The 24969-nt window shown below is 46.0% G+C and carries 24 protein-coding genes and 1 tRNA gene; 21 read left to right on the forward strand and 4 right to left on the reverse strand.

The window, feature by feature from the left end:
• Nucleotides 1-18: 18 nt before the first annotated feature.
• Nucleotides 19-2520, forward strand: a complete 2502-nt coding sequence (locus tag M2125_RS10080) for an ABC transporter permease (RefSeq protein WP_342394175.1) — start codon at nucleotides 19-21, stop codon at nucleotides 2518-2520.
• Nucleotides 2521-2532: 12 nt separating this feature from the next.
• Here M2125_RS10080 and M2125_RS10085 read toward each other — a convergent pair whose 3' ends face one another.
• From M2125_RS10085 to M2125_RS10100, 4 genes are read right to left on the reverse strand one after another with little or no spacing between them, the layout of a single operon-like run.
• Nucleotides 2533-3060 carry an RDD family protein gene (locus M2125_RS10085; RefSeq protein WP_280741583.1) on the reverse strand — a complete coding sequence of 176 codons (528 nt, stop codon included), beginning with the start codon at nucleotides 3058-3060 and terminating at the stop codon, nucleotides 2533-2535.
• Nucleotides 3060-3683 (reverse strand): DUF3106 domain-containing protein, encoded by a 624-nt coding sequence (locus tag M2125_RS10090; protein WP_076024135.1) that lies wholly within the window; start codon nucleotides 3681-3683, stop codon nucleotides 3060-3062. Before M2125_RS10090 ends, M2125_RS10085 begins: the two co-directional genes overlap by 1 nt.
• A 17-nt stretch (nucleotides 3684-3700) precedes the next feature.
• A complete protein-coding gene (locus M2125_RS10095) occupies nucleotides 3701-4165 on the reverse strand; it encodes a DUF3619 family protein (RefSeq protein WP_076024134.1) in 465 nt (154 codons plus the stop codon).
• Nucleotides 4162-4731, reverse strand: coding sequence for an RNA polymerase sigma factor (locus tag M2125_RS10100; protein WP_076024133.1), 570 nt, complete (start codon nucleotides 4729-4731; stop codon nucleotides 4162-4164). The genes M2125_RS10095 and M2125_RS10100 overlap by 4 nt, the downstream gene beginning before the upstream one ends.
• Before the next feature lie 193 nt (nucleotides 4732-4924).
• On the opposite strand from M2125_RS10100, the gene M2125_RS10105 reads away from it, so the two are divergent.
• From M2125_RS10105 to nuoH, 20 genes are all read left to right on the forward strand, one after another.
• Complete coding sequence (locus M2125_RS10105) at nucleotides 4925-6709, forward strand: acetolactate synthase 3 catalytic subunit (protein ID WP_076024132.1); 1785 nt, start codon at nucleotides 4925-4927, stop codon at nucleotides 6707-6709.
• A complete protein-coding gene (gene ilvN, locus M2125_RS10110; protein WP_076024131.1) occupies nucleotides 6709-7200 on the forward strand; it encodes an acetolactate synthase small subunit in 492 nt (163 codons plus the stop codon). The genes M2125_RS10105 and ilvN overlap by 1 nt, the downstream gene beginning before the upstream one ends.
• 50 nt (nucleotides 7201-7250) lie before the next feature.
• Nucleotides 7251-8267: a ketol-acid reductoisomerase gene (gene ilvC / locus M2125_RS10115; protein ID WP_076024130.1), complete on the forward strand. Its 1017-nt coding sequence runs from the start codon at nucleotides 7251-7253 to the stop codon at nucleotides 8265-8267.
• Between the two features lie 51 nt (nucleotides 8268-8318).
• Entirely contained in the window at nucleotides 8319-8966 is a 648-nt protein-coding gene (locus tag M2125_RS10120; protein ID WP_277541234.1) for a phosphatidylserine decarboxylase, read from the forward strand.
• 83 nt (nucleotides 8967-9049) lie between these two features.
• Nucleotides 9050-9856 carry a CDP-diacylglycerol--serine O-phosphatidyltransferase gene (gene pssA / locus M2125_RS10125; protein WP_420875835.1) on the forward strand — a complete coding sequence of 269 codons (807 nt, stop codon included), beginning with the start codon at nucleotides 9050-9052 and terminating at the stop codon, nucleotides 9854-9856.
• A 231-nt stretch (nucleotides 9857-10087) separates the two neighbouring features.
• Entirely contained in the window at nucleotides 10088-11635 is a 1548-nt protein-coding gene (locus M2125_RS10130; RefSeq protein ID WP_280741582.1) for a 2-isopropylmalate synthase, read from the forward strand.
• Nucleotides 11636-11844: 209 nt separating this feature from the next.
• Complete coding sequence (gene rpsO / locus M2125_RS10135; protein WP_011902897.1) at nucleotides 11845-12114, forward strand: 30S ribosomal protein S15; 270 nt, start codon at nucleotides 11845-11847, stop codon at nucleotides 12112-12114.
• Between the two features lie 271 nt (nucleotides 12115-12385).
• Nucleotides 12386-14554 (forward strand): polyribonucleotide nucleotidyltransferase, encoded by a 2169-nt coding sequence (pnp, locus tag M2125_RS10140; protein WP_076024127.1) that lies wholly within the window; start codon nucleotides 12386-12388, stop codon nucleotides 14552-14554.
• A 32-nt stretch (nucleotides 14555-14586) separates the two neighbouring features.
• On the forward strand, nucleotides 14587-15585 hold the full coding sequence (locus M2125_RS10145) for an NAD(P)H-quinone oxidoreductase (RefSeq protein WP_076024126.1): 999 nt from the start codon (nucleotides 14587-14589) through the stop codon (nucleotides 15583-15585).
• A 9-nt stretch (nucleotides 15586-15594) separates the two neighbouring features.
• A complete protein-coding gene (gene tpiA, locus M2125_RS10150) occupies nucleotides 15595-16353 on the forward strand; it encodes a triose-phosphate isomerase (protein ID WP_280741580.1) in 759 nt (252 codons plus the stop codon).
• 23 nt (nucleotides 16354-16376) lie between these two features.
• Nucleotides 16377-16724 carry a preprotein translocase subunit SecG gene (gene secG / locus M2125_RS10155; protein ID WP_076024124.1) on the forward strand — a complete coding sequence of 116 codons (348 nt, stop codon included), beginning with the start codon at nucleotides 16377-16379 and terminating at the stop codon, nucleotides 16722-16724.
• 89 nt (nucleotides 16725-16813) lie between these two features.
• Nucleotides 16814-16898: transfer RNA gene (locus M2125_RS10160), tRNA-Leu, on the forward strand.
• A gap of 100 nt (nucleotides 16899-16998) precedes the next feature.
• The gene (locus tag M2125_RS10165; RefSeq protein ID WP_076024123.1) at nucleotides 16999-17358 is read left to right on the forward strand and encodes an NADH-quinone oxidoreductase subunit A; all 360 of its coding nucleotides are present in this window, start codon (nucleotides 16999-17001) and stop codon (nucleotides 17356-17358) included.
• 5 nt (nucleotides 17359-17363) lie between these two features.
• Entirely contained in the window at nucleotides 17364-17846 is a 483-nt protein-coding gene (locus tag M2125_RS10170) for a NuoB/complex I 20 kDa subunit family protein (RefSeq protein ID WP_076024122.1), read from the forward strand.
• A 1-nt stretch (nucleotide 17847) separates the two neighbouring features.
• A complete protein-coding gene (locus tag M2125_RS10175; RefSeq protein ID WP_076024121.1) occupies nucleotides 17848-18447 on the forward strand; it encodes an NADH-quinone oxidoreductase subunit C in 600 nt (199 codons plus the stop codon).
• A gap of 3 nt (nucleotides 18448-18450) precedes the next feature.
• Nucleotides 18451-19704 carry an NADH-quinone oxidoreductase subunit D gene (locus M2125_RS10180; RefSeq protein ID WP_076024120.1) on the forward strand — a complete coding sequence of 418 codons (1254 nt, stop codon included), beginning with the start codon at nucleotides 18451-18453 and terminating at the stop codon, nucleotides 19702-19704.
• Between the two features lie 23 nt (nucleotides 19705-19727).
• Nucleotides 19728-20234: an NADH-quinone oxidoreductase subunit NuoE gene (gene nuoE / locus M2125_RS10185; protein WP_277541219.1), complete on the forward strand. Its 507-nt coding sequence runs from the start codon at nucleotides 19728-19730 to the stop codon at nucleotides 20232-20234.
• Complete coding sequence (gene nuoF, locus M2125_RS10190; RefSeq protein WP_076024118.1) at nucleotides 20231-21529, forward strand: NADH-quinone oxidoreductase subunit NuoF; 1299 nt, start codon at nucleotides 20231-20233, stop codon at nucleotides 21527-21529. The genes nuoE and nuoF overlap by 4 nt, the downstream gene beginning before the upstream one ends.
• A 33-nt stretch (nucleotides 21530-21562) precedes the next feature.
• Entirely contained in the window at nucleotides 21563-23881 is a 2319-nt protein-coding gene (gene nuoG, locus M2125_RS10195; protein WP_280742920.1) for an NADH-quinone oxidoreductase subunit NuoG, read from the forward strand.
• 8 nt (nucleotides 23882-23889) lie between these two features.
• Complete coding sequence (gene nuoH, locus M2125_RS10200; RefSeq protein ID WP_076024116.1) at nucleotides 23890-24963, forward strand: NADH-quinone oxidoreductase subunit NuoH; 1074 nt, start codon at nucleotides 23890-23892, stop codon at nucleotides 24961-24963.
• Nucleotides 24964-24969: the final 6 nt, after the last annotated feature.

Raw genomic sequence — 24969 nt, forward strand, 5'->3', positions numbered from 1 at the left:
GTTAGAAAAGTTCTTGGTTTGTTTGAGTCGCTAGCGGTTTTTATAAGGGGTTTACGAAGAGATCTTCGGTCTCGTGAGCTCGCTCAGCTATTACTAGCGCTCACTTTATCTATCACTGCGTTAAGTAGTGTCGGTTTTTTAGCAGACCGTTTGCAGCGCTCCTTTCAATCAGATGCAAAGCAGTTATTGGCGGCTGACCTCTTGCTAGTTGCCGATGAGCCGCTACCCCAACGATTTATTGAGTATGCGCATTCTCACAATCTGCAGTTAGCGCAAACGGTAGTGTTTCCTAGTATGGCATCCGCACAGTCAGTAACCAAGCTGGCTTCATTAAAAGCGGTTAGTGCAAACTACCCATTAAGAGGCAATCTCAAGGTATCTCCCTCAGATCAATCTGATGTGAGTGTGCAAGAAAAGGGTATGCCAAAGTCGGGTGTGGTTTGGCTTGAGCCTGGCATGCTGGCTGGTTTGCATAGTCGGGTCGGTGATTTTATCCAGTTAGGAAACCGCCAGTTTGAAATTGGTGGAATCCTATTGCAAGAAACTGATCGTGGCGCTGGATTTATGAATTTTTCACCGCGCATCATGATGTCCTTAGAGGATTTGCCATCAACTGGTTTGCTCGGCTTTGGTAGTCGGGTCACTTATCGTCTTCTATTGGCTGGGTCTGATGACTCCATTGCCGCCTATCAAAAATGGGCTTCTGACGATATTGCATCAGCTCATTTACACGGTGTGCGAATTGAAACCCTGGAAAATGCTCAGCCCACAATGCGTAAGACTTTAGATAGGGCGCAGCGTTTTTTATCCCTGGTTGCACTATTAACTGCCATTGTTGCTAGCGTAGCGATCGCGCTAGCGGCGCGACGTTATGCCCTGAAACAAACCGATGTATGCGCTATTAATAAATGTTTTGGAGCCACACAATCAATCATTTTCATGCAACAGTGCAAAACGCTTGCTGGTATTGCCTTGATTGCTTCCTTTTGTGGGGTTGCTTGTGCAGACCTTACACAAATTATTTTGCTCCATTTTTTAGGAGGCTTGCTCCCCAGTCCATTGCCTGCAAGTAGTCTATTGCCAGCCATTTCAAGTATTTGCTTGGCGTGTTTACTGTTGCTTGGATTTGCTGGGCCCCCCTTGTATGGTTTGGCCAAAGTATCCCCAATTCGGTTAGTGCGTAGCGATGTCAATAGCATAGGGAATGCACAGCTTTGGCTGGCGCTGGGCTGTTTTTCCAGCTGTGCCTTTGTCATACTGTTGGTGGCTGATGATTGGAGGTTGGCTGCTTGGGTTGCGTCTAGTTTTGGAGCTTCATTACTGTTATTTTCAATGTTGGCATATGGAGCACTCCGACTGCTGGCCCATCTCAAGACCTCTTATTTTGTGGTGCGTTTTGCACTGACCATGCACATTCGTCGCCCCGCCTTTGCGGTAATACAAATTACTGCACTTGGGTTGGCTTTAATGGCGCTGCTGATGGTGTTGTTATTGCGCCATGATTTATTACCAAGTTGGCAAAGCGCAATACCCCCCAATGCACCGAATCGTTTCATGATCAATATCATGGAAGACCAAAAGATTGCGATTGCTCAATTGCTAGAGGATGCTGGGTTGGATAGGCCGGCTTTCTATCCCATGGTCAGAGGCCGACTTACTGAGGTGAATGGACAGCCAATTACTGCTGACACTTATCAGGATGAGAATGCACGACGTTTGGTGGATCGTGAATTCAATTTATCCTATACCGATCAATTGCCGCAAGGTAATCGGATAACCAGTGGTCATTGGATTGAGGGGGATGCCCCACAAATTTCCATGGAAGCAGGAATTGCTAAAACGCTCCACTTAAAGATTGGCGATCAACTGAGTTTTGAAGTGGCCGGTGAGCGTGTTGAAGCACCCATTACCTCTTTGCGCAAGCTAGATTGGAGTTCTATGCGAGTTAATTTTTTTGTGATTATGCCGCCTGCCCAATTGAGGGATATGCCCCAATCATGGATTACATCTTATTACCAATCGCCCCAACATGAATCCCTCGACTTTGACTTGACCCAGGCGTACCCAAACTTAACTGTGGTGGATGTTCAAAATACATTGCAGCAGCTCCAGTCTGTTTTGGATCAACTTAGTAATGCTTTGGGCTTTTTGTTTGCCTTTACGATCGCAGCTGCAGTCTTGGTATTGATTTCAGCAATTGCAGCAACTCAAGATGAGCGCTATCGAAGCGCCGCCATACTGAAAGCCTTGGGCGCCTCTCGTCAAGCTTTAGCCAAAATTGCCTTGATTGAGTTGCTAGCGATTGGCAGTATTGCCGGTCTTTTGGCTGGTTTATTTTCAGGAATGGCAGCATGGGCCCTTGGAAGATACGTCTTAGAGATTGAATTTAATGCTTTTGCTCAATCTCTCATGATGGGTCTAGTTTTTGGTATTACAGTTTGCCTGCTGGCCGGTTTGCGATTTATGCAAAGAATACAAAGTGCTAGTGCGATTGAATGTCTGAGAGAAGCGCAGACATAAGTTCTCGATTGATTAAGAGAGCGTAACCATTCCTTTAGGCAATTCTACTAGGCGAGTGCGTGCAAATCGGTCTGGAATGCTTTGGTGATCCATTGGATCAATGAGAGTGCTTAAGGGCCATAAAAACAATGAGACCGTGAAAAGCATCTCAATAATTTGCCAATGGTGAAACTCAAAAATATATTGCAATAATATGCAGGGCAAAAGCCATAAAGAGGCATAAACATAACGCCACCATGCTTGACGCTTGCTTAATTCATAGCCGGCTTGATTGATGAGTCTCACTCGCCAAGTTTGCATCGCCAAGGTTTGACCGGATTTGCACCAATACCAAACAAAGTAAATACCAAGAACTCCATACAGATAAAAAAAGGTTAACCAGCTCGGTAGAGAAATGCCAAAGAGCATTCCCAAAGCTAAATTGGGAACTAAGAAGGTGATTGCAATTACCCCAAGCAGTACCAATTGCTCATAAAGAGAGCAGCACACACGGCGCCAAAAGGAGGGCGGCTGCAGCTGACTTAATTCGGCCGGTGTCATTAATTTGAACTACCGCTAGTCTCGAGAGGATTCGATTCGCTAGCGCTAGGAATTGTCTCTGAAGGTGTCACAGTTACCCTAATGGGCGCTGCGGGTGGCAGGATAGCTTTTGGCGTTAGGGGATGTTGTTGTAGGGTTGGAGCGCTGGCGACACTCGGTGTCTTTTTGACACCCTGAGATTGGGAGAGTTTGAGCTTTTCTTCCTGGCTCAATTTTTGGTAAGCACTCCAAGCTTCGGCTTTTTTATCTGCAGGGAATTTGAGACTGCTTAAATAGTTTTCTCGTGCTAGGCGTCGATCACGTTGCGAGAGATTGGACCAGCTGCCCATTCGGGATTGCAGACGTTGCTGATCCTGCTCGCTCATTTTTGGATAGATGTTGGCTACCTGTATCCAGCGCTTGTGATTATCTGGGGTCATATAGTTCCAGTCATCTTCAAGGGGCTGAAGGATTTTCTGCTGACTGGAATTGAGGCTATCCCAACTACCATCCACCTTTTTTTCGGGAGCGCTGACGGCTTTAGCTTGAGTGTTCGGTGAATTTTGGGCAAAACTCAATCCAGGGCAGTTCAATGCCAGAAACGCTGCAATACTGAGCGATGCGGTCCTGAGGTTTCTGTGCATTCTGTTAAAGGCTTTTGTTATCTGGTTGTGGCTGATTCAAGATGATCGGCTGTGGCAGCGCCATTCTTGAGGAAGGCCATAAAACCGCTATCAGCGTAAGCATCTGGTGGGACGTCGTCTGTTAATAGGGCAGCATCCACTTGAGCCATGTCATTAATGCGTGAGTCATCTTGCCATTGTGCGATACCAATTAAGCCAAAAACCAAGACGACGAGTGGGGCGACCCAGCCGAGGGTTTCCCAAATAGATTTAGAGCCAGAACGCGAGTGACTTGACCAGTTGCCGGTAATTGTTGCCAAAACTTCTTTATGTTGGTGAACTTTCTCCGGTTTTCTGACAGATAAAGCCTTCATACGAGCTGCATGCAGTCGATTATTGATGGCACTAGGCAGGGTAGTAGAGCCATCACGAAGGAGAGCGGCGCTAGCCCTAGCAAAATGGTCTTGCGCTACTGGGTCTAAATGGTCTCGGGCACGGTTCACAGGGTAATTCCTTTTAATTTCAAAGCTTTAGCTAAGGCTTGTGTTGCTCTGGAGCAGTGTGTTTTCACACTTCCCTCGCTACAACTCATGGCCTTTGCTGTATCAGTAATACTGAGCTCATCCCAATAACGCATCAGGAAGGCTTCTCGTTGACGGGCTGGCAATTTTGATATTTCTGCCTCGAGTACCTGCAAAAGCTGGCTTCTCTCTAATTTTTGCGACCCATCTTGATGAATTTCACTATCTTCTGGGGCAGAGATTGACTCTAGGGGGTCAAAATCATCACCTTCCTCAGTTTTCTTGCCCATGCTCGAGAATAGGGAAACCCAGGCATTTCTGACCTTTTGACGCCTAAACCAGTCATGAATGCGGTTTTGGAGAATTCTTGTAAATACCAGAGGGAGCTCAGCAGCGGGTCTGTCCCCATATTTTTCAGCAAGCTTAATCATGGCATCCTGGACAATATCTAGGGCGGCGTCGTCATCCCTTACAGCATAGACAGCCTGCTTAAATGCACGCTGTTCAACACTACTCAGAAAGTCAGATAGTTCTTGCGCGGATGCCATGCAGAGGATTGGGCCTCATTAAGAAAGAATTGAGTCATTTTAGGGTATTGCTATAGAATACTAGGCTTACTACCTAGAATCTCATTCAAGAAGTGGTTTTTTCTGGTAGCAGCGCCGTTCGAACTCAGGCCAAAAGCAAGGGACAGAACAGACCAAACAATTTTTTGCCGAAAATTGCAAAGGACGAAAGAAAATGAATACAAGCAGCGCCGAATTTTTAGCTACTAAAGCTAAAGACACATCAAATACAAACTCCCTGACCGCGCCACCTGAAATGATTGGTGCTGAAATGCTGGTGCATGCTTTGCACGCAGAGGGGGTTGAGTTCGTTTGGGGTTATCCCGGCGGCTCGGTGTTATTTATCTACGACGAAATTTTTAAACAGAATAAGTTTGAACATATACTGGTTCGCCATGAGCAAGCAGCAGTGCATGCTGCTGATGGCTATGCCCGTGCAACTGGCAAGGTAGGTGTCGCCTTAGTTACCTCTGGACCGGGTGTCACTAATGCAGTAACGGGTATTGCAACTGCCTATACCGATTCAATTCCAATGGTCATCATTAGTGGCAACGTGCCTACCTATGCCATTGGTGAGGATGCCTTCCAAGAGGCCGATACGGTTGGTATTACGCGTCCAGTGGTTAAGCATAACTTCCTAGTAAAGGACGTTAAAGATTTACCTTTGGTACTAAAGAAGGCATTTCATATTGCTCAGACAGGACGGCCTGGCCCTGTATTGATAGACATTCCTAAAGACGTTTCTGCAGCGAAGGGTCCTTTTGTTTATCCTGAGACCCTCGAAATGCGCTCTTACAATCCGGTTGTAAAAGGTCACAGCGGGCAGATTCGTAAGGCGGTTTCTTTGTTGCAAGAAGCCGAGCGCCCATATATTTACACCGGTGGCGGCGTGATCTTGGCTGATGCAGCCCCAGAGTTAAAAGAATTTGCTGATTTGCTTGGCTATCCCGTAACCAATACCCTGATGGGTTTAGGTGGCTTTCCTGGTACTAGCCCGCAATTCTTAGGCATGCTTGGTATGCATGGCACCTACGAGGCAAATATGGCCATGCAGCACAGTGATGTGTTGATTGCTATTGGCGCACGTTTTGATGACCGTGTGATTGGTAATACGCAGCACTTTGCTAGCCATCCTCGCAAAATTATTCATATCGATATCGATCCTTCCGTAATCTCTAAGCGTGTAAAGGTGGATGTTCCTATCGTTGGTAACCTCAAAGAGGTTCTGCAAGAGATGACTACTCAGCTCAAAGCTGCTGGGCCACGTAAAAATGATGCGAAATTAGCAGCCTGGTGGGAGCAAATCAACGAATGGCGCAAAAAGGATTGCTTAAAGTACGATGAGCAATCGCAAATTGTGAAGCCGCAGTACGTAGTCCAGAAGTTGTGGGAGCTAACCAAAGGCGATGCAATTATTACCTCAGACGTAGGTCAACATCAAATGTGGGCTGCTCAGTTTTATAAATTTGATAAACCACGTCGCTGGATTAATTCTGGTGGCTTGGGCACGATGGGAGTTGGCTTGCCATATGCCATGGGCATCAAGAAGGCATTTCCTGAAACGGATGTTTTCGCGATTACTGGCGAAGGTTCGATCCAAATGTGCATTCAAGAGCTTTCTACTTGTAAACAGTACAACACGCCGGTCAAGATCGTTTCTCTGAATAATCGTTACCTAGGCATGGTTCGCCAGTGGCAGGAACTGACTTATAACAAACGCTACTCCAGTTCCTACATGGACTCTTTGCCAGATTTTGTAAAGCTGGCAGAAGCTTATGGTCATGTAGGTATGCGCATTGAGAAAAAATCTGACGTTGAAGATGCTTTGAAAGAAGCGATACGCCTCAAAGACCGCACTGTATTTATGGACTTCCAAACTGATCCCGAGGAAAACGTATGGCCAATGGTTCAGGCTGGTAAAGGTATTACTGAAATGCTTTTGGGTAGTGAGGATCTCTAATGAGGCATATTATTTCTGTTTTGATAGAGAACGAGCCGGGCGCTTTATCCCGAGTGGTTGGTCTGTTTTCAGCTCGTGGCTATAACATTGAAACCCTGAGCGTTGCACCTACGGAAGATTCATCTTTGTCACGTATGACCATTGTGACCATTGGTTCAGAGGATGTGATTGAGCAAATTACAAAACACCTTAATCGTCTGGTTGAGGTGGTTAAGGTTTTTGACTTAACCGAGGGACCACACATTGAGCGTGAACTTATGATGATCAAAGTGCGCGCTGTTGGTAAAGAGCGTGAAGAACTCAAGCGTACAACCGATATTTTCCGCGGACGCATCATCGATGTTACGGATAAGAGTTACACCATTGAATTAACCGGCGACGGCACCAAATTGGATGCCTTTATTGACTCGATTGATCGTGGATCGATTCTGGAAACCGTTCGTTCGGGCGGTTCTGGTATCGGGCGCGGCGAGAGAATTCTCAAGGTTTAATTTTTTTATTTATTACTGCATTACAAAATACTTCAACACAAGGAAAGAGCATGAAAGTTTTTTACGATAAAGACGCTGATTTGTCACTCATTAAAGGCAAAAAAGTCACCATCATTGGTTACGGTTCACAGGGCCATGCGCATGCGTTGAACCTCAAAGATTCAGGTGTAAACGTGACTGTTGGTTTGCGTAAGGACGGAGCTTCTTGGAGCAAAGCTGCTAATGCTGGTTTGCTAGTTAAAGAAGTGGCTGAAGCAGTTAAAGATGCAGACGTTGTCATGATGCTTTTGCCAGATGAGCAAATTGCCGATGTGTACAACAAAGAAGTGCATGCCAATATCAAACAAGGTGCGGCTTTGGCTTTTGCACATGGCTTTAATGTCCATTATGGTCAAGTACAACCACGCTCTGATTTGGATGTCATCATGATTGCTCCTAAAGCGCCAGGTCACACAGTACGTGGCACATACGCACAAGGTGGCGGCGTTCCTCATTTGATCGCTGTGTATCAAGATAAAACCGGCTCTGCACGTGATGTAGCTTTGTCATATGCCACAGCCAATGGCGGCGGTCGTGCCGGCATTATTGAAACCAACTTCCGTGAAGAGACTGAAACTGATTTATTCGGTGAGCAGGCAGTGCTTTGTGGTGGTGCCGTAGAGTTGATTAAGGCTGGTTTTGAAACTCTAGTTGAAGCTGGTTATGCCCCCGAAATGGCTTACTTTGAGTGCTTGCATGAGCTCAAGTTGATTGTGGACTTGATCTATGAAGGCGGTATTGCAAATATGAACTACTCCATCTCCAATAATGCAGAGTATGGTGAGTACGTTACTGGCCCACGCGTTGTAACTGAAGATACTAAAAATGCAATGCGTCAGTGCTTGAAGGATATTCAGACTGGTGAGTATGCTAAGAGCTTTATCTTGGAAAACAAGGCAGGAGCACCTACTTTGATCTCACGTCGTCGTTTGAATGCTGAACATGACATCGAGGTTGTTGGTGCTAAATTGCGCGCCATGATGCCTTGGATTGCCAAAAACAAACTAGTTGATCAAACTAAGAACTAAGTCTTGGCTTTAGTAGAAAATAATCCGTAATCACAAAGGCTTAGAACAAAGATGATGTATCCGCACCCCATTATTGCAAAAGAAGGTTGGCCGTATTTGGCACTAGTGGGGGGCGTTGCTTTGCTAGTTCACTATCTCGGTGGCATTGTATGGTCATGGCCGCTGTGGATTATTTTTATCTTTGTTCTGCAATTTTTCCGCGATCCTCAGCGTATCGCAGCTTTGGGTCGTGATTTGGTTTTGTCGCCTGCCGATGGTCGCATTGTTGTAGTAGAAAAGACGATGGATCCATATGCTGAGCGTGAGGCATTAAAGATTAGCGTTTTCATGAACGTGTTCAACGTTCACTCAAACCGAAGTGCCGTAAATGGTTTGATAAAAGAGATTCAGTATTTCCCGGGTAAATTTGTAAATGCTGATTTAGATAAAGCATCTACAGAAAATGAACGCAATGCCGTTGTGATTGACGCTAATGGACAAGTGATCACATTGGTTCAGGTCGCAGGCTTGATAGCGCGCCGGATTCTTTGTTATATCCATGTGGGTGATCGCTTAAAGGCTGGCGAGCGCTATGGTTTTATTCGTTTTGGTTCCCGTGTTGATGTGTATTTGCCACTGAGCGCTGAGCCTTTAGTCAGTGTTGGCGATAAAGTATTTGCAACTAATACCGCCTTGGCCCGTGTGCCGGGGCTGGATTAATCTACATCCCCAGTTAGGACACTCTTTTGAGTACATTTCGTAGTCGTGGCCGCATCCATCGTAGTCGCATAACGAATGCTCGTATAGCACGCTCAAAAAATGATTGGGAAGTAGAGCAGCTTGAGTCGGGCGACTTTGATGTTGAAGGTCATCATGATGAAAAACCTCGGCCACGCAATAAAGGTATCTACCTTTTGCCAAATGCATTCACAACAGCTGCTTTATTTAGCGGTTTTTTCGCCATTGTGAATGCCATGAACCACCAGTTTGAAACGGCTGCGATCGCGGTCTTTGCCTCAATGGTTTTGGATGGGATGGATGGCCGCATTGCTCGCATGACCAATACGCAGAGTGCTTTTGGTGAACAATACGACTCTTTGGCAGATATGGTTTCCTTTGGGGTTGCTCCAGCATTGGTTGCTTATGAGTGGGTTCTAAAAGACTTGGGCAAGTGGGGTTGGTTGGCTGCTTTTACCTATTGTGCAGGCGCCGCTCTGCGTTTAGCCCGCTTTAACGTCAATACGACTGTGGTTGATAAGAAGTTCTTTCAGGGTCTGCCAAGTCCTGCAGCTGGCGCTTTGCTTGCTGGATTTATCTGGTTGGCTGATGACAATAAGATTCCTGTAACAACGCTTGCAATTCCATGGGTTACCTTTTTTATTACTGTTTATGCAGGCCTAACCATGGTCTCTAATGCACGTTTTTATAGTGGCAAAGCATTAGATGTGCGATACCGGGTTCCTTTTGGCGTCATGGTTCTCATGATCCTGACCTTTGTGCTGATCTCATCAAATCCGCCTTTAGCCTTGTTCGGATTGTTTGTGGTGTATTCAATTTCAGGCTATGTGATTTGGGCTTGGGAGCGCTATAGCGGTCGCCGATTTGGCTAATTAGGGATATTTAGGTTATATTTAAACCATGTTGATGAATTTCTCACTTCTAACGAGTCTTCCCCTTGCACTAGGCCTAAAGCTTGGGGCGGGTAAGGCCTGAGTTGATGAGATTAAATTAAATCATTAACAAAGACATACCAGCCCCAGCACATTGCTGGGGTTTTTCTTTTTCAGAATGCAGTAATTAATTGATTTATCAATACAGTAATTAAGAACCGGAGAGTAGTGATGAGTGACAAAGTAATCATTTTTGATACCACTTTACGTGATGGTGAGCAATCGCCTGGTGCTTCAATGACTAAAGATGAGAAGGTTCGCATAGCTCGCCAGTTAGAACGCCTTAAGGTGGATGTGATTGAAGCTGGTTTTGCCGCTAGCTCTGAGGGCGACTTTGCTGCGATCTCGGCGGTAGCTGCTGCAGTTAAGGATTCCATTGTCTGTTCTCTTGCCAGAGCAAATGACAAGGACATTACCCGCGCCGCGGATGCGCTGAAGGCTGCTAATGCAAAACGCATTCATGCATTTTTAGCCACCAGTCCTTTACACATGGCTGTGAAATTGCGTATGTCTCCAGAGGAAGTGTTGGAACAGGCCAAACGCTCGATTCGCTTTGCACGCAATTTAGCGAGTGATATTGAGTTCTCAGCTGAAGATGGTTATCGTTCAGAGCCTGATTTCTTGTGTAGAGTAATTGAAGCGGTGATTAATGAGGGAGCTACCACTATCAATATTCCGGATACCGTAGGTTATGCGATTCCCGCTTTATATGGTGAATTTATAGCAAATCTTCGTGAACGTGTTCCCAATTCCGATAAGGCAATTTGGTCAGTCCATTGCCATAATGATTTAGGTATGGCTGTTGCTAATTCTCTTGCTGGGGTGAAGTATGGAGGAGCGCGTCAAATTGAGTGCACCATCAATGGCTTGGGTGAGCGCGCTGGCAATACTGCATTAGAGGAAATTGTGATGGCCTTACGCACTCGTAAGGACTATTTTGATATGGTCTGTGGAATTGATGCGGCGCAGATTGTGTCGGCCTCTAAATTGGTTTCTCAGATCACTGGCTTTGTAGTGCAACCCAACAAAGCGGTAGTTGGAGCCAATGCATTTGCTCATACCTCCGGTATCCATCAAGATGGTATTTTGAAAAATCGCGATACCTACGAGATTATGCGTGCAGAAGATGTGGGTTGGTCGGCCAATAAGATTGTTTTGGGTAAATTGTCTGGGCGCAATGCATTCAAACAGCGCTTACATGAGTTGGGGATTGCCATTGATGCAGAGGCTGATCTGAATGATGCTTTTGTACGCTTTAAAGCCTTGGCTGATCAAAAATCAGAAATCTTTGACGAGGACATTATTGCCATCATGTCCGATTCCGCAGCCGCTGAAGAGGCGGAGTTTTATCAATTTCTATCCCTTAGCCAGCATTCTGAAACCGGTGAGCGCCCTAAATCTAGGGTGACTTTCCGCATGGGTGACAAAGAGGTGAGCTCCGAAGCTGAGGGTAACGGTCCTGTGGATGCCAGCTTAAACGCAATTGAGGCACTTGCAAAGAGTGGCTCAGAACAGCTGTTGTACTCAGTGAATGCAATCACATCGGGCACACAATCCCAAGGCGAGGTCACGGTTCGGCTCGCAAAGGGTGGTCGGATAGTCAACGGTGTTGGCACCGATCCCGACATCATTGCAGCTTCTGCAAAAGCCTACTTATCTGCTTTGAATAAGTTACATGATCCCAGCCAACTCAAGTTAAATGCACAAATGACGCCATAAACTATTGCATTTAAAGGTAAATTTGTATTTTTATTGCGTTAGCAGATAGGTGCCCCCTTTTATGGCTTTTTAAGCTGCCATTCAATCATTGGCTCATCTGCTACAATTCGAGTGCTTTGATTTTTAAAGCTTTTTTGTTTTATTTTTATTAATAGCACGACACAGATTGGGTGAAAGCTCAGGTGTTCGCAAGTAAGGAGCATTAAAAAATGGCAGTTGCAGATATTAAAACAGCGGAAATCGTTAAAGATAACGCTCGCAGTGCAAACGACACAGGTAGCCCTGAAGTTCAAGTTTCATTGCTCACAGCCCGCATTAACGAATTAACCCCCCATTTCAAGGCTAACGCCAAGGATCATCACAGCCGCCGTGGTTTGTTGAAGATGGTTTCTCGTCGTCGTCGCCTGTTGGATTACCTCAAAGGTAAGGATTTGGATCGTTATCGTGCCTTGATTGAGAAATTAGGTCTGCGTAAGTAATTCTTTTTTGGTTTTATCGATGCCATCTATCTTAGGGTTGTTTCTTAATTGATTCAGTCTTAAGCGGGTGGCATGTTTTTTGAGCGGTTCAAGATTGTTTGCGTAGGGAATCGTGTCATTCCAATGAGTTTCTGATGTAGATTCAGTGCCTCTCTGGAATGGCATCCCTTGTGATCTTTAAGCGCTCCAGTGTTTGTTGTGACACTGCTTTATCCCACAACAAGCGTGTTCTTCATGTGAAGTGCACGTGAACAATTTGGAGAAGATCAGAATGACTATGTTTAAAAAAGCAGTAAAAAGTTTTCAATGGGGTAATCATCAGGTAACAATGGAAACAGGCGAGATTGCTCGTCAAGCTGGTGGTGCCGTGATCGTTAACGTGGACGACACTGTAGTAATGGGTACTGTTGTTGCCTCTAAGTCTGCAAAGCCAGGCCAATCCTTTTTCCCATTAACAGTTGATTATTTAGAAAAAACCTACGCTGCCGGTAAGATTCCTGGCGGCTTTTTCCGCCGCGAAGGTCGCCCATCTGAAGGTGAAACATTGATCTCTCGTTTGATCGATCGTCCACTGCGCCCTTTGTTTCCAGAAGGCTTCTTAAATGAAGTGCAGGTTGTAGTGCATGTGTTGTCTATCAACCCAGATGTACCTGCAGATATTCCTGCTTTAATCGCCGCCTCCGCTGCTTTAGCGGTATCTGGCATTCCTTTTGCCGGCCCTGTTGGCGCAGCCCGTGTTGGTTATGCCAATGGCCAATACCTTTTGAATCCCACTCGTTCAGAGCAGACTACCAGTGAGCTCGATTTAATCGTTGCCGGTACTCAGGCTGCGGTATTAATGGTGGAATCAGAAGCCAATCAATTATCAGAAGAAGTCATGTTGGGCGCAGTTGTATATGGTCACGACCAAATGCAAACAGCCATCAATGCAATCAATGATTTAGTTCGTGAAGCAGGTAAGCCAGAGTGGGATTGGACAGCAGCCCCTAAGGATGAGCCATTTATCGCTAAGGTCACCGCTTTAGCTGAAGCTCCATTGCGTGAGGCGTACCAAATTCGTCAGAAGGGCGCACGCTCAGACAAGTTGAAAGAAATTAACAAAGAAGTCATGGCAAAGCTTGAAGCTGATGGCGATGTTGATGCTGTTGCTGTAAGCGATATCATTTTTGAAATCGAAGCAAAAATTGTTCGTAGCCAAATTTTGAATGGTGAGCCACGTATTGATGGTCGTGACACACGTACTGTTCGCCCAATTGAGATTCGCAATGGCGTATTGCCCCGCACTCACGGCTCAGCATTGTTTACTCGCGGTGAAACGCAGGCTCTCGTTGTTGCCACCCTTGGTACTGCACGTGATGAGCAGATCATTGATGCGCTCGAAGGTGAATACCGTGACCGCTTCATGTTCCACTACAACATGCCTCCGTTTGCTACTGGTGAAACTGGACGTGTTGGCAGCCCAAAGCGTCGTGAAATTGGTCACGGTCGCCTAGCTAAACGTGCTTTGATCCCAGTATTGCCTAGTGCGGAAGACTTTGCTTACAGTATTCGCGTTGTTTCAGAAATTACTGAATCAAATGGCTCATCATCAATGGCTTCTGTTTGTGGCGGTTGCTTGGCAATGATGGATGCTGGTGTCCCTGTTAAGGCGCACGTTGCTGGTGTAGCAATGGGCTTGATTTTGGATGGCAATCGCTTTGCTGTTTTGACCGATATCTTGGGTGATGAAGATCACTTGGGCGATATGGACTTTAAAGTAGCGGGTACAGCAAACGGTATTACCGCTTTACAAATGGATATTAAGGTTCAGGGCATTACCAAAGAAATTATGCAAGTTGCTTTGGCACAAGCCAAAGAAGGCCGTCTGCATATTTTGAGCAAAATGCAAGAAGCAATGGGTTCTGTGCGTACTGAATTGTCGGCACATGCACCGCGTATGGTTTCTTTCAAGATCCATCCAGACAAGATTCGTGAAGTCATCGGTAAGGGCGGCGCAACTATCCAAGCTTTGACCAAAGAAACTGGTTGCAGCATTGATATTAAAGATGATGGCACTGTAACAATAGCCTCAACTAGCGCAGAAGGCATGGCAGAAGCAAAAGCCCGTATTGAGGGCATCACTGCTGAAGCTGAAGTAGGTAAGATCTACGAAGGTCCGGTTGTGAAGTTGCTTGAATTCGGTGCTTTGGTAAATATTCTTCCTGGTAAAGATGGACTCTTGCACATTTCAGAGATCTCTACTGAGCGGGTTAAGGAAGTAAAAGATTACCTGCAAGAAGGTCAAGTGGTACGCGTGAAGCTGTTGGCTGCTGATGAGCGTGGTCGTTTGCGTTTATCACTCAAGGCAGCCATGGCTGATGAGGGTGGAACAATTGAGCCTTTAGCTGCCTCCACCCAAGCAGTTGCTGAAGAAGTAGTTGCTCCTGGCGAATCTGCTTAAGTTTTAGATCGTCCAAAAACGGGAGTTTTCAGATGCGTGTGATGGAAATCAAAGAGTTTGGAGCGCCAGAGATGTTGGTGCCCAATACTCGCCCCGATCCGGTGGCTCCAGCCGCTGGAAGTGGTGAGGTTTTGATCAAAGTAATTGCAGCAGGAATTAATCGTCCTGATGTGTTGCAGCGTAAAGGCCATTATCCAGTTCCAGCTGGTGCATCTGATATTCCTGGTTTGGAGGTTGCTGGTGAAATTATTGGCGGGGATTTAGCCCATGCTGATAATGCCTTTGGCCTAAAACTAGGTGACAAGGTCTGTGCCTTAGTGCAGGGTGGTGGTTATGCAGAATTAGCAACCGCTCCTATTGCCCAATGCCTACCATATCCAACTGGATTTACGGATCAAGAAGCTGCTGCTTTACCGGAAACTTTTTATACAGTATGGAGTAATGTCTTCATGCGCGGGGAGTTGTCTGAAGGCGAAACTTTATTAGTGCAAGGTGGCTCAAGTGGCATCGGCGTAACTGCTATTTTGATTGCCAAGGCTTTGGGTCACCGGGTATTTGTTACCGCTGGTACGGATGAGAAATGTGCTGCATGTTTGGAGTTGGGTGCTGATTTAGCAATTAACTACAAGACGCAAGATTTTGTAGAAGAGATCAAAAAGGTAACCGACGGCAAAGGTGTAAATGTCATACTTGATATGGTGACTGGCGCCTACGTGCAACGTGAAATTGACTGCCTAGCTGATGATGGCCGCATTGTGATTATTGCCATCATGGGTGGCTCCAAAGCCGAAGTGAACACCGGTCAAATTTTGCGTCGTCGTTTAACCATTACTGGCTCAACTTTACGTCCAAGGCCGGTCTCATTCAAAAAGCAGATCACTGCCCAATTGTATGAATATGTTTGGCCCTTACTGAATGCTGGCAAATTAAAGCCGGTGATATATAAAACATTTGCGCTTGAGCAGGCGGCTGATGCACATCGATTGATGGAGTCTTCAGAGCATGTTGGCAAGATAGTATTGACGGTTTAATTTAGATCTATGCGACCGCTAACCATCATTGGCAACTGGAAACTCAACGGCAACTTGGCTAGCAATGAAGTTTGGGTGAAAGCTGTATGCCAGGGCATGGAAAAGGGGATGCCTGCGGGTCGTAAGTATGCTGTTTGCGCTCCCTTTCCGTATCTGTCTCAATGTGATCAGTTGATTAAGCAGTGCTCCTTGGCTTTCTTGAGGTTGGGTGCTCAGGACGTGTCAGCCCATTTGTCTGGGGCCTACACAGGCGAAGTGAGTGCGCAGATGCTCAAGGAGTTGGGTTGTACTTATGTCATAGTTGGCCATTCAGAGCGCCGTCAAATGCACCATGAAACGGATGAGTTGATTGCTGAAAAAGCACTCCAGGCACTAGATCAAGGTATTACGCCAATCATCTGCGTAGGTGAATCAGCTGATGAGCGTAATTCTGGCAGGGAAGTGGAAGTCGTGCGCGGGCAAATCGCAAAGCAAGTTTCTGTTTTACAAGACAGGCTGGCTGATTGTTTGATTGCTTACGAGCCAATTTGGGCTATTGGGACTGGCAAAGTCGCCAGCGCTCAAGTGGCGCAAGATATGCATCGCGCGATTCGTTTGCAACTGGCAGAATTTGATGAAGACGTCGCTTCACATGTTGGCATTTTGTACGGCGGAAGTGTTAAGCCTGATAATGCCGTTGAACTTTTTGCAATGCCTGATATTGATGGTGGATTGATAGGGGGTGCATCACTAAATCCCCAGGATTTTCTAGCCATCTGTCAGGCCTAATTATTTTTAATTGGAGATAAGCCATGGAATGGTTTAAGACTTTGTTGATCGTATTACAAGTAATTTCTGCCTTGGGAGTAATTTTGTTGGTATTGCTCCAACAGGGTAAGGGCGCTGATATGGGTGCAGCTTTTGGTTCTGGCGCATCTGGCAGCTTATTTGGCGCTAGTGGATCTGCTAATTTTCTTTCGCATACAACCGCTATTTTTGCAGCCATCTTCTTTATTTGTACTTTGGGAATTACCTGGATTGGCAATAAAAAGGAAGTTAGCCCAGGAATTTTATCTGGAACAGTTGCCCCATCAGCAACGCCAGCGGCTGCTCCGCCCGCACCAGTTCAGGATCCGAGCAAGCCTGCGGTTCCAAAGTAAGTTATTGAATGATTTAAGAGCAATTTTTTAGTCGCATTTTTGGACTTTTTGCTTGTGCAATGCAGTAGAATTGATACGTTTTATAAGATGCCGACGTGGTGAAATTGGTAGACACGCTATCTTGAGGGGGTAGTGGCTTAGGCTGTGCGAGTTCGAGTCTCGCCGTCGGCACCAATAAAATGCACATATTGCATTTGAAGTTGCATGTAGGATGTAGGAATTGTTGATAATTTGAAGTGTTTAAGATTTACCAGACGAATAACTCAGGGCTATTTTGAATCTCGCTAATTACTTTCCTGTTCTGCTTTTTATCCTCGTAGGTATTGGGGTTGGTTTAGTACCCATGTTCCTCGGAAAAGTGTTGGCTCCTTCGAAGCCAGATGCTGAAAAACTCTCCCCATATGAGTGTGGCTTTGAGGCCTTTGAAGATGCTCGTATGAAATTTGATGTGCGTTACTACTTAATCGCCATCCTCTTTATTTTGTTTGATCTTGAAACCGCATTTCTATTTCCTTGGGGTGTTGCCCTTCGTGATATTGGATGGCTCGGCTACGCCTCTATGGTGATTTTCCTGTTGGAATTCATTGTGGGATTTGTATATATCTGGAAAAAGGGCGCTCTCGACTGGGAGTGATAGATATGGCATTAGAAGGCGTTCTCAAAGAAGGTTTTGTAACAACTACCGCGGATCAGTTGATTAACTGGACCCGTAACGGTTCCCTCTGGCCGATGACCTTTGGGTTGGCCTGTTGTGCCGTTGAGATGATGCACGCAGGCGCATCACGGTACGACCTGGATCGTTTTGGTGTGGTTTTCCGCCCATCTCCACGTCAATCTGACTTAATGATTGTTGCTGGTACCCTCACCAATAAAATGGCTCCTGCATTACGCAAGGTCTACGACCAGATGCCAGAGCCTCGTTGGGTAATCTCCATGGGATCTTGTGCTAACGGTGGTGGTTACTACCATAACTCCTATTCAGTAGTGCGCGGTTGCGACCGGATTGTGCCAGTAGATATTTATGTTCCCGGTTGTCCTCCTACTGCAGAAGCATTGATCTACGGCATTATTCAATTGCAATCAAAGATCGCTCGTACTAGTACTATTGCGCGGAAGGCTTGAGATGTCTGAACGTTTGAATCAACTTGCTGCCAATATCGATAAAGTTCTCGGTAAAAGAGTGCAATCAATCGAAATTGCACTTGATGAAGTGACTGTGATTGTCAACGCCGAAACATACTATGAGTCAGCTCTGCTTTTGCGTGATGACCCATTGTTGGCATTTGAGCAACTCATTGATCTTTGTGGTGTTGATTACCAAGATTTTCGAGAAGGGAAACACACTGGCAAGCGCTTTGGTGTGGTAGCCCATCTATTATCGCTGGCTCACAATTGGCGTTTACGGGTACACGTGTTTGCTCCCGATGATAGCTATCCTGTCGTAGCTTCGATTACGCCAGTATGGAATAGCGCCAACTGGTTCGAGCGTGAAGCATTTGACCTCTATGGCATTTTGTTTGATGGTCATGATGATTTGCGTCGCATACTCACTGACTATGGATTTATCGGCCATCCTTTCCGTAAAGATTTTCCAATTTCCGGCAACGTCGAAATGCGTTATGACCCAGAGTTAAAGCGTGTTGTTTATCAACCCGTCACGATTGAACCGCGTGAGATCACTCCGCGTATCGTTCGGGAAGAGCAGTATGGAGGTTCGGTTTAAGCCATGGCGGAAATTAAGAACTACACACTCAATTTTGGACCTCAACATCCTGCGGCTCACGGCGTTTTACGTCTAGTACTAGAGCTTGATGGTGAAGTGATTCAGCGTGCTGACCCACATATTGGTTTATTGCATCGTGCTACTGAAAAATTAGCCGAGACTCGTACATGGATTCAAAACGTTCCATATATGGATCGTTTGGACTATGTATCCATGATGTCGAACGAGCATGCTTACGTTTTAGCGATTGAAAAATTGCTGCAAGTGGATGTCCCTTTGCGTGCACAGTACATTCGAGTGATGTTTGATGAGTTAACTCGCTTGCTCAATCACTTGTTATGGATTGGCTGTCATGGTCTAGATGTCGGTGCAATGGCTGTTTTCCTCTACGCATTTCGTGACCGCGAAGATATTTTTGATATGTATGAAGCCGTTTCTGGGGCCCGTATGCACGCAGCGTACTATCGTCCTGGCGGTGTGTATCGCGACTTGCCGGAGAAGATGGCTCAGTACTCTAAATCGAAAATTCGCAGCGCATCAGCTATCAAGCGTTTAAATGAAAACCGCAGTGGGTCCTTGCTTGATTTCATTGAAGAATTCTCTAGTCGCTTTGATGCCAATGTGGATGAATATTGCAATCTGTTAACTGATAACCGAATTTGGAAGCAGCGTTTGGTAGGTATTGGCGTTGTCACTCCTGAGCGTGCATTGCAGTTGGGTTTCACTGGGCCAATGCTACGTGGTTCGGGTATTGAATGGGATTTGCGTAAGAAGCAGCCCTATGAGACTTATGACAAATTGGAATTTGATATTCCTGTCGGTGTGAATGGCGACTCCTACGATCGTTATTTGATTCGCATGGAAGAGATGTATCAATCTAACCGGATTATTAAACAGTGCGTTGCTTGGCTAAAAGCAAATCCTGGTCCGGTGATGAGCGATAACCATAAGGTTGCCCCTCCTAAACGGGTTGATATGAAGACCAATATGGAAGAGTTGATTCATCACTTCAAACTCTTTACTGAGGGTTTGCATGTTCCTGATGGTGAAGCCTATTCAGCGGTAGAGCACCCTAAAGGTGAGTTCGGGATTTATCTCATTTCCGATGGTGCTAACAAACCATATCGCATGAAGATTCGCGCACCTGGATTTGTGCATCTCTCCGCAATGGATGAAATGTCTAGAGGGCATATGCTTGCTGACGCTGTAACTATTATTGGTACCCAAGATATTGTTTTCGGGGAGATTGACCGCTAATTTTGCGGGCCAAGGATTATTTAATGACAACAACTCTTCATCTATCCGAAAAGACCTTAGCTGATATTGCGCGTAATATTGCTAAATATCCCCCAGAGCAGAAGCAATCTGCGGTGATGGCTTCATTGATTGCAGCGCAAACTGAAGTGGGTTGGGTCTCGCCCGAGGTGATTGAAACAGTTGCCGACATTCTTGGAATGCCGACGATAGCAGTTGAAGAGGTAGCCACTTTTTACAACATGTATGACACCAAGCCAGTTGGTAAGTACAAGTTAGTTATTTGTACCAATCTACCATGCCAATTAACGCATGGCGAAACCGCCGCTAACCACCTCAAAGAGACCCTTGGTATTGGCTTTAATGAAACCACCCCCTGTGGCACATTCACCCTCAAAGAAGGTGAATGTATGGGAGCTTGCGGCGATTCCCCAGTGATGCTGGTTAATAACAAGCGGATGTGTAGCTTCATGAGTAAAGAAAAGATTGACGCACTCTTAAATGAGTTACGTGCAGAAGGGAAAGCAGTATGACTAGCTTGCACGATCGTCATATCAAGCCATTAATTCTTGCTGGGTTAAATGGCGATAACTGGCGTTTAAAAGATTATGAAAATCGTGGTGGTTATCAGCAATTGCGTCGCATCATTAATGACAAGCTTGCTCCTGATGCAATCATTGCGGAGCTGAAAGCTTCATCATTACGCGGTCGTGGAGGCGCAGGGTTTCCAACTGGACTGAAGTGGAGTTTTATGCCACGCCAGTTTCCTGGCCAAAAATACTTAGTCTGTAATAGTGATGAAGGTGAGCCAGGCACGTTTAAAGATCGTGACATCATGCGTTACAACCCGCATGCTCTGATTGAAGGCATGATTATTGGTGCCTACACCATGGGTATTGGTACGGGTTATAACTATATTCACGGAGAAATCTGGGAAACCTACGCCCGCTTCGAAGAGGCTTTGGAAGAGGCTCGCACAGCTGGTTATTTAGGCGATCAGATCTTGGGAAGTGATTTCAATTTCCAATTACACGCTGCTCCTGGCTGGGGCGCCTATATTTGCGGTGAAGAAACTGCTTTGCTTGAATCCTTAGAAGGTAAAAAAGGTCAGCCTCGCTTCAAACCACCTTTCCCTGCAAGCTTTGGTTTGTACGGCAAACCAACAACCATTAACAACACTGAGACTTTTGCAGCCGTGCCCTTCATCATGGCTATAGGCGGCCAAGCGTACCTCGAATTGGGTAAGCCCAATAACGGTGGCACAAAGATTTTCTCTGTGTCAGGTGATGTTGTTCATCCAGGCAATTACGAGATTCCCTTGGGCACGCCATTTTCCGAGCTATTGAAGCTTGCTGGCGGTATGCGTGATGGCAGAGCTTTAAAGGCTGTTATACCTGGCGGCTCATCCGCTCCTGTTGTTCCTGGTGCACAAATGATGGATTTAACAATGGACTACGACAGCATTGCTAAAGCTGGTTCGATGTTGGGTTCTGGTGCGGTGATCGTGATGAACGATACACGTTGCATGGTACGTGCTTTACTTCGCCTATCTTATTTCTATCATGAAGAGTCCTGTGGACAGTGCACGCCATGTCGTGAGGGTACCGGCTGGTTATGGCGAATTGTTAATCGCATTGAGCATGGCCAGGGTCGTCCAGAGGATTTAGATTTGCTAAATGATGTTGCAGCAAATATCCAGGGCCGTACCATTTGCGCCCTAGGTGATGCTGCTGCAATGCCTGTAAGAGGGATGTTGAAGCATTACATGGATGAATTTGCGTACCACGTAGAACACAAGCGCTGCTTAGATTCTGCGCAACCTTTATAAAAGATATTGAGCACGGGACTTCATAAAGTGAGCATGGTTGAAATCGAATTAGATGGCAAGGCAGTAGAGGTTCCTCAAGGTTCGATGGTGATGCACGCCGCGAACAAAATTGGTACTTACATTCCCCATTTCTGCTACCACAAGAAATTATCAATTGCAGCTAATTGCCGTATGTGCCTTGTTGAGATTGAAAAAGCACCTAAACCATTGCCGGCCTGCGCAACACCTGTTACACAGGGCATGAAAGTGTTTACGCATTCTGCCAAAGCAGTTGAAGCGCAACGCTCTGTAATGGAGTTCTTACTTATTAATCACCCATTAGATTGCCCAATTTGCGATCAAGGTGGCGAATGTCAACTGCAAGATTTGGCTGTTGGTTACGGCAAGTCTAACTCGCGTTACGACGAAGAGAAGCGCGTTGTTTTCCATAAGAATGTAGGGCCCCTAATCTCGATGCAAGAGATGTCACGTTGTATTCATTGCACTCGCTGCGTTCGCTTTGGCCAGGAAGTGGCTGGCGTAATGGAGTTGGGCATGATTAATCGCGGCGAACATTCCGAGATTACAACCTTTGTTGGTCAAACGGTTGACTCAGAGCTTTCTGGAAACATGATCGATATATGCCCAGTCGGCGCTTTGACGAGCAAACCATTCCGTTATGCAGCGCGAACCTGGGAGTTGGCACGTAAGCGCTCAGTAAGTCCTCATGATAGTTTGGGTGCGAACACTACTGTTCAAACTAAAGCAAATAAAGTGATGCGTGTCGTTGCTCTTGAGAATGAAGCTATCAATGAATGCTGGATTAGCGATCGCGATCGTTTCTCATACGAAGGTTTGAATTCTGCTGAACGGGTCACTACACCAATGGTGAAGCAGGGTGGTCAATGGTTGGAGACCGATTGGGAGTCTGCGCTGGACTATGTGGCGCGTTCAATTAAATCCATTTCTGCCGAGAGTGGTCCCGATGCAATTGCTGCCTTGGCTCACCCGATATCCAGCACAGAAGAATTGCATTTATTGCAAAAAATAATTCGTGGACTGGGTTCATCTCAAATCGAAACTCGCTTGCGCCAAACGGATGTTGCTGGTGCACCCAAAGCTCCCTGGCTTGGTTTGCCTGTGAGTAAATTAAGTGAGTTGGATCGCGCCTTGATAATCGGTAGCTTCTTGCGCAAAGATCAACCTGTTTTAGCTGCGCGTATTCGTACTGCAACTAAACGTGGCCTCCTGGTATCCCGCATTGATGCTGGTGGTGATGACTGGCTCATCCCAGCGGTTGAAAGTATCTCTGCGGCGCCAAGCGCCTGGCTCAATGCCTTGAGTGAGGTAGCCTTGGCAGTCGCCAAAGCTAAATCAAGTAGCGTCCCTGCTGGCACATTTAACTTGCCAGTTTCAGCTGCGGCCCAAGCAATTGCGGATAGCTTGATCTCCGGTGCTACTACTGCAGTGCTTTTGGGGTCTGCCGCGCAAGCGCACCCCCATAGCACCGACTTAACCGTCTTGGCTCAATTTATTGCTGAACAAACAGGCGCTACTCTAGGTTTCTTGCCGGTTGGCGGCAATGCCGTTGGTGCTTCCCTAGTTAATGCAAATGGTGCGGGCGTTCAATCCGTTTTATCCGGTGATCGTCGCGCTGTATTGCTAATGAATTTGGATCCTTTAGCTGATTTGCCTAATCCAATTCAGACACGTGCTGCTTTAGCTAACGCAAATACAGTTATTGCTTTGACTGCATATAAGAGTGCTGACATTTTAGAGGCGGCAGATGTGATTTTGCCCATTACAACTTTTACTGAAACTGTCGCAACTTATATTAACGCTGAGGGCAGGGCGCAAACGATTCAACCTGCTGTTAAGCCCCTGGGCGACTCTAGGCCGGCCTGGAAGGTGTTGCGTGTCCTTGGTGGTTTATTGGAGCTTGATGGCTTCTTGCTCAATACACCAGAAGAAATATTAGATGAGGCATTAAGCGAGACTTACTGCAATCTTCTCAGTAACCAAGCTCAGGTCAGTCATTTATCAAACGGTAACTTGGCTCCGTTAAATGGGCTGGAGCGTGTTGCTGATGTCAACATTTATGCTGTCGATCAAATCGTGCGTCGCGCTGGAGCGTTGCAGTCAACCCATGATGCAAAGCGAGGTAACCAAGTTGGTTTGAACCAGTTTCTGTTTAACTCCCTTGGCCTGACAGAAGGTGATCTCGTATCGATTGAGCAAGAGGGTAAAACTGTGATCATGCCTGCAACTTTGGAGGCGGCTTTGGCGCCCAATGCAGTGCGCATCTCTGCTGGCACTTCATTTAGCTCCCAATTGGGACCGATGTTTGGCCCTGTGACGGTAACTAAAGTTTAGGAGGTGGGATGGATAATTTCTTAAACCTCATTAATACAAATGGCGAAGCTATTTTCGGCTCGCTTTGGCCAGCGATTTGGGCTTTAGTGCGCATTGTCATTATTGTATTGCCTATGTTTGGTTGCGTTGCATACCTTACCCTCTGGGAAAGAAAGCTGATTGGCTGGATGCACATTCGTCTTGGACCAAATCGCGTAGGACCTTTGGGTCTTTTGCAGCCGATTGCAGATGCATTAAAGCTCTTGATGAAGGAGATTATTTCTCCAGCTAAAGCAAGTAAGGTTTTGTATTTCATTGCACCAGTCATGGTGATCATGCCGGCTTTTGCAGCATGGGCTGTGATTCCGTTTCAGGCCAAGATGGTATTGGCTGATGTTAACGCTGGCCTGCTTTATGTCATGGCAATTTCATCTATTGGTGTTTATGGTGTGATTTTGGCGGGCTGGTCTTCCAATTCAAAATATCCATTTCTGGGTGCAATGCGCGCATCAGCTCAAATGATTTCTTATGAAATTGCAATGGGTTTTGCTTTGGTCACCGTTCTTCTTACATCCGGTACCTTGAATTTGAGCGCTATTGTGATTTCACAGAATCATGGTTATTTTGCCAATATGGGTCTCAATTTCCTCTCTTGGAATTGGTTGCCCTTGTTGCCAATGTTCCTCATTTACTTTATCTCTGGCGTCGCAGAAACCAACCGTCATCCTTTTGACGTAGTTGAAGGGGAGTCTGAGATTGTTGCTGGTCACATGGTTGAGTATTCAGGCATGTCGTTTGCTATGTTCTTTTTGGCTGAATACGCCAATATGATTTTGATTGCAGCTCTGGCTTCAATCATGTTTTTAGGTGGTTGGTTGCCGATTGTAGATCTCCCAATCTTGCGTGATATTCCAGGATTCTTTTGGCTGTTTGCAAAGACATTCTTCCTCTTATCTTGCGTAATTTGGCTGCGAGCCACTCTTCCTCGCTATCGTTACGACCAAATTATGCGTTTGGGATGGAAGATCTTTATTCCAATTTCTGTATTTTGGGTAGTTGTTATTGGTGCTTGGGTTGTTTCACCATGGAATATTTGGAAATAAGCTGAT

This window comes from Polynucleobacter sphagniphilus (assembly GCF_029892205.1).
Classification (GTDB): Bacteria; Pseudomonadota; Gammaproteobacteria; order Burkholderiales; family Burkholderiaceae; genus Polynucleobacter; species Polynucleobacter sphagniphilus.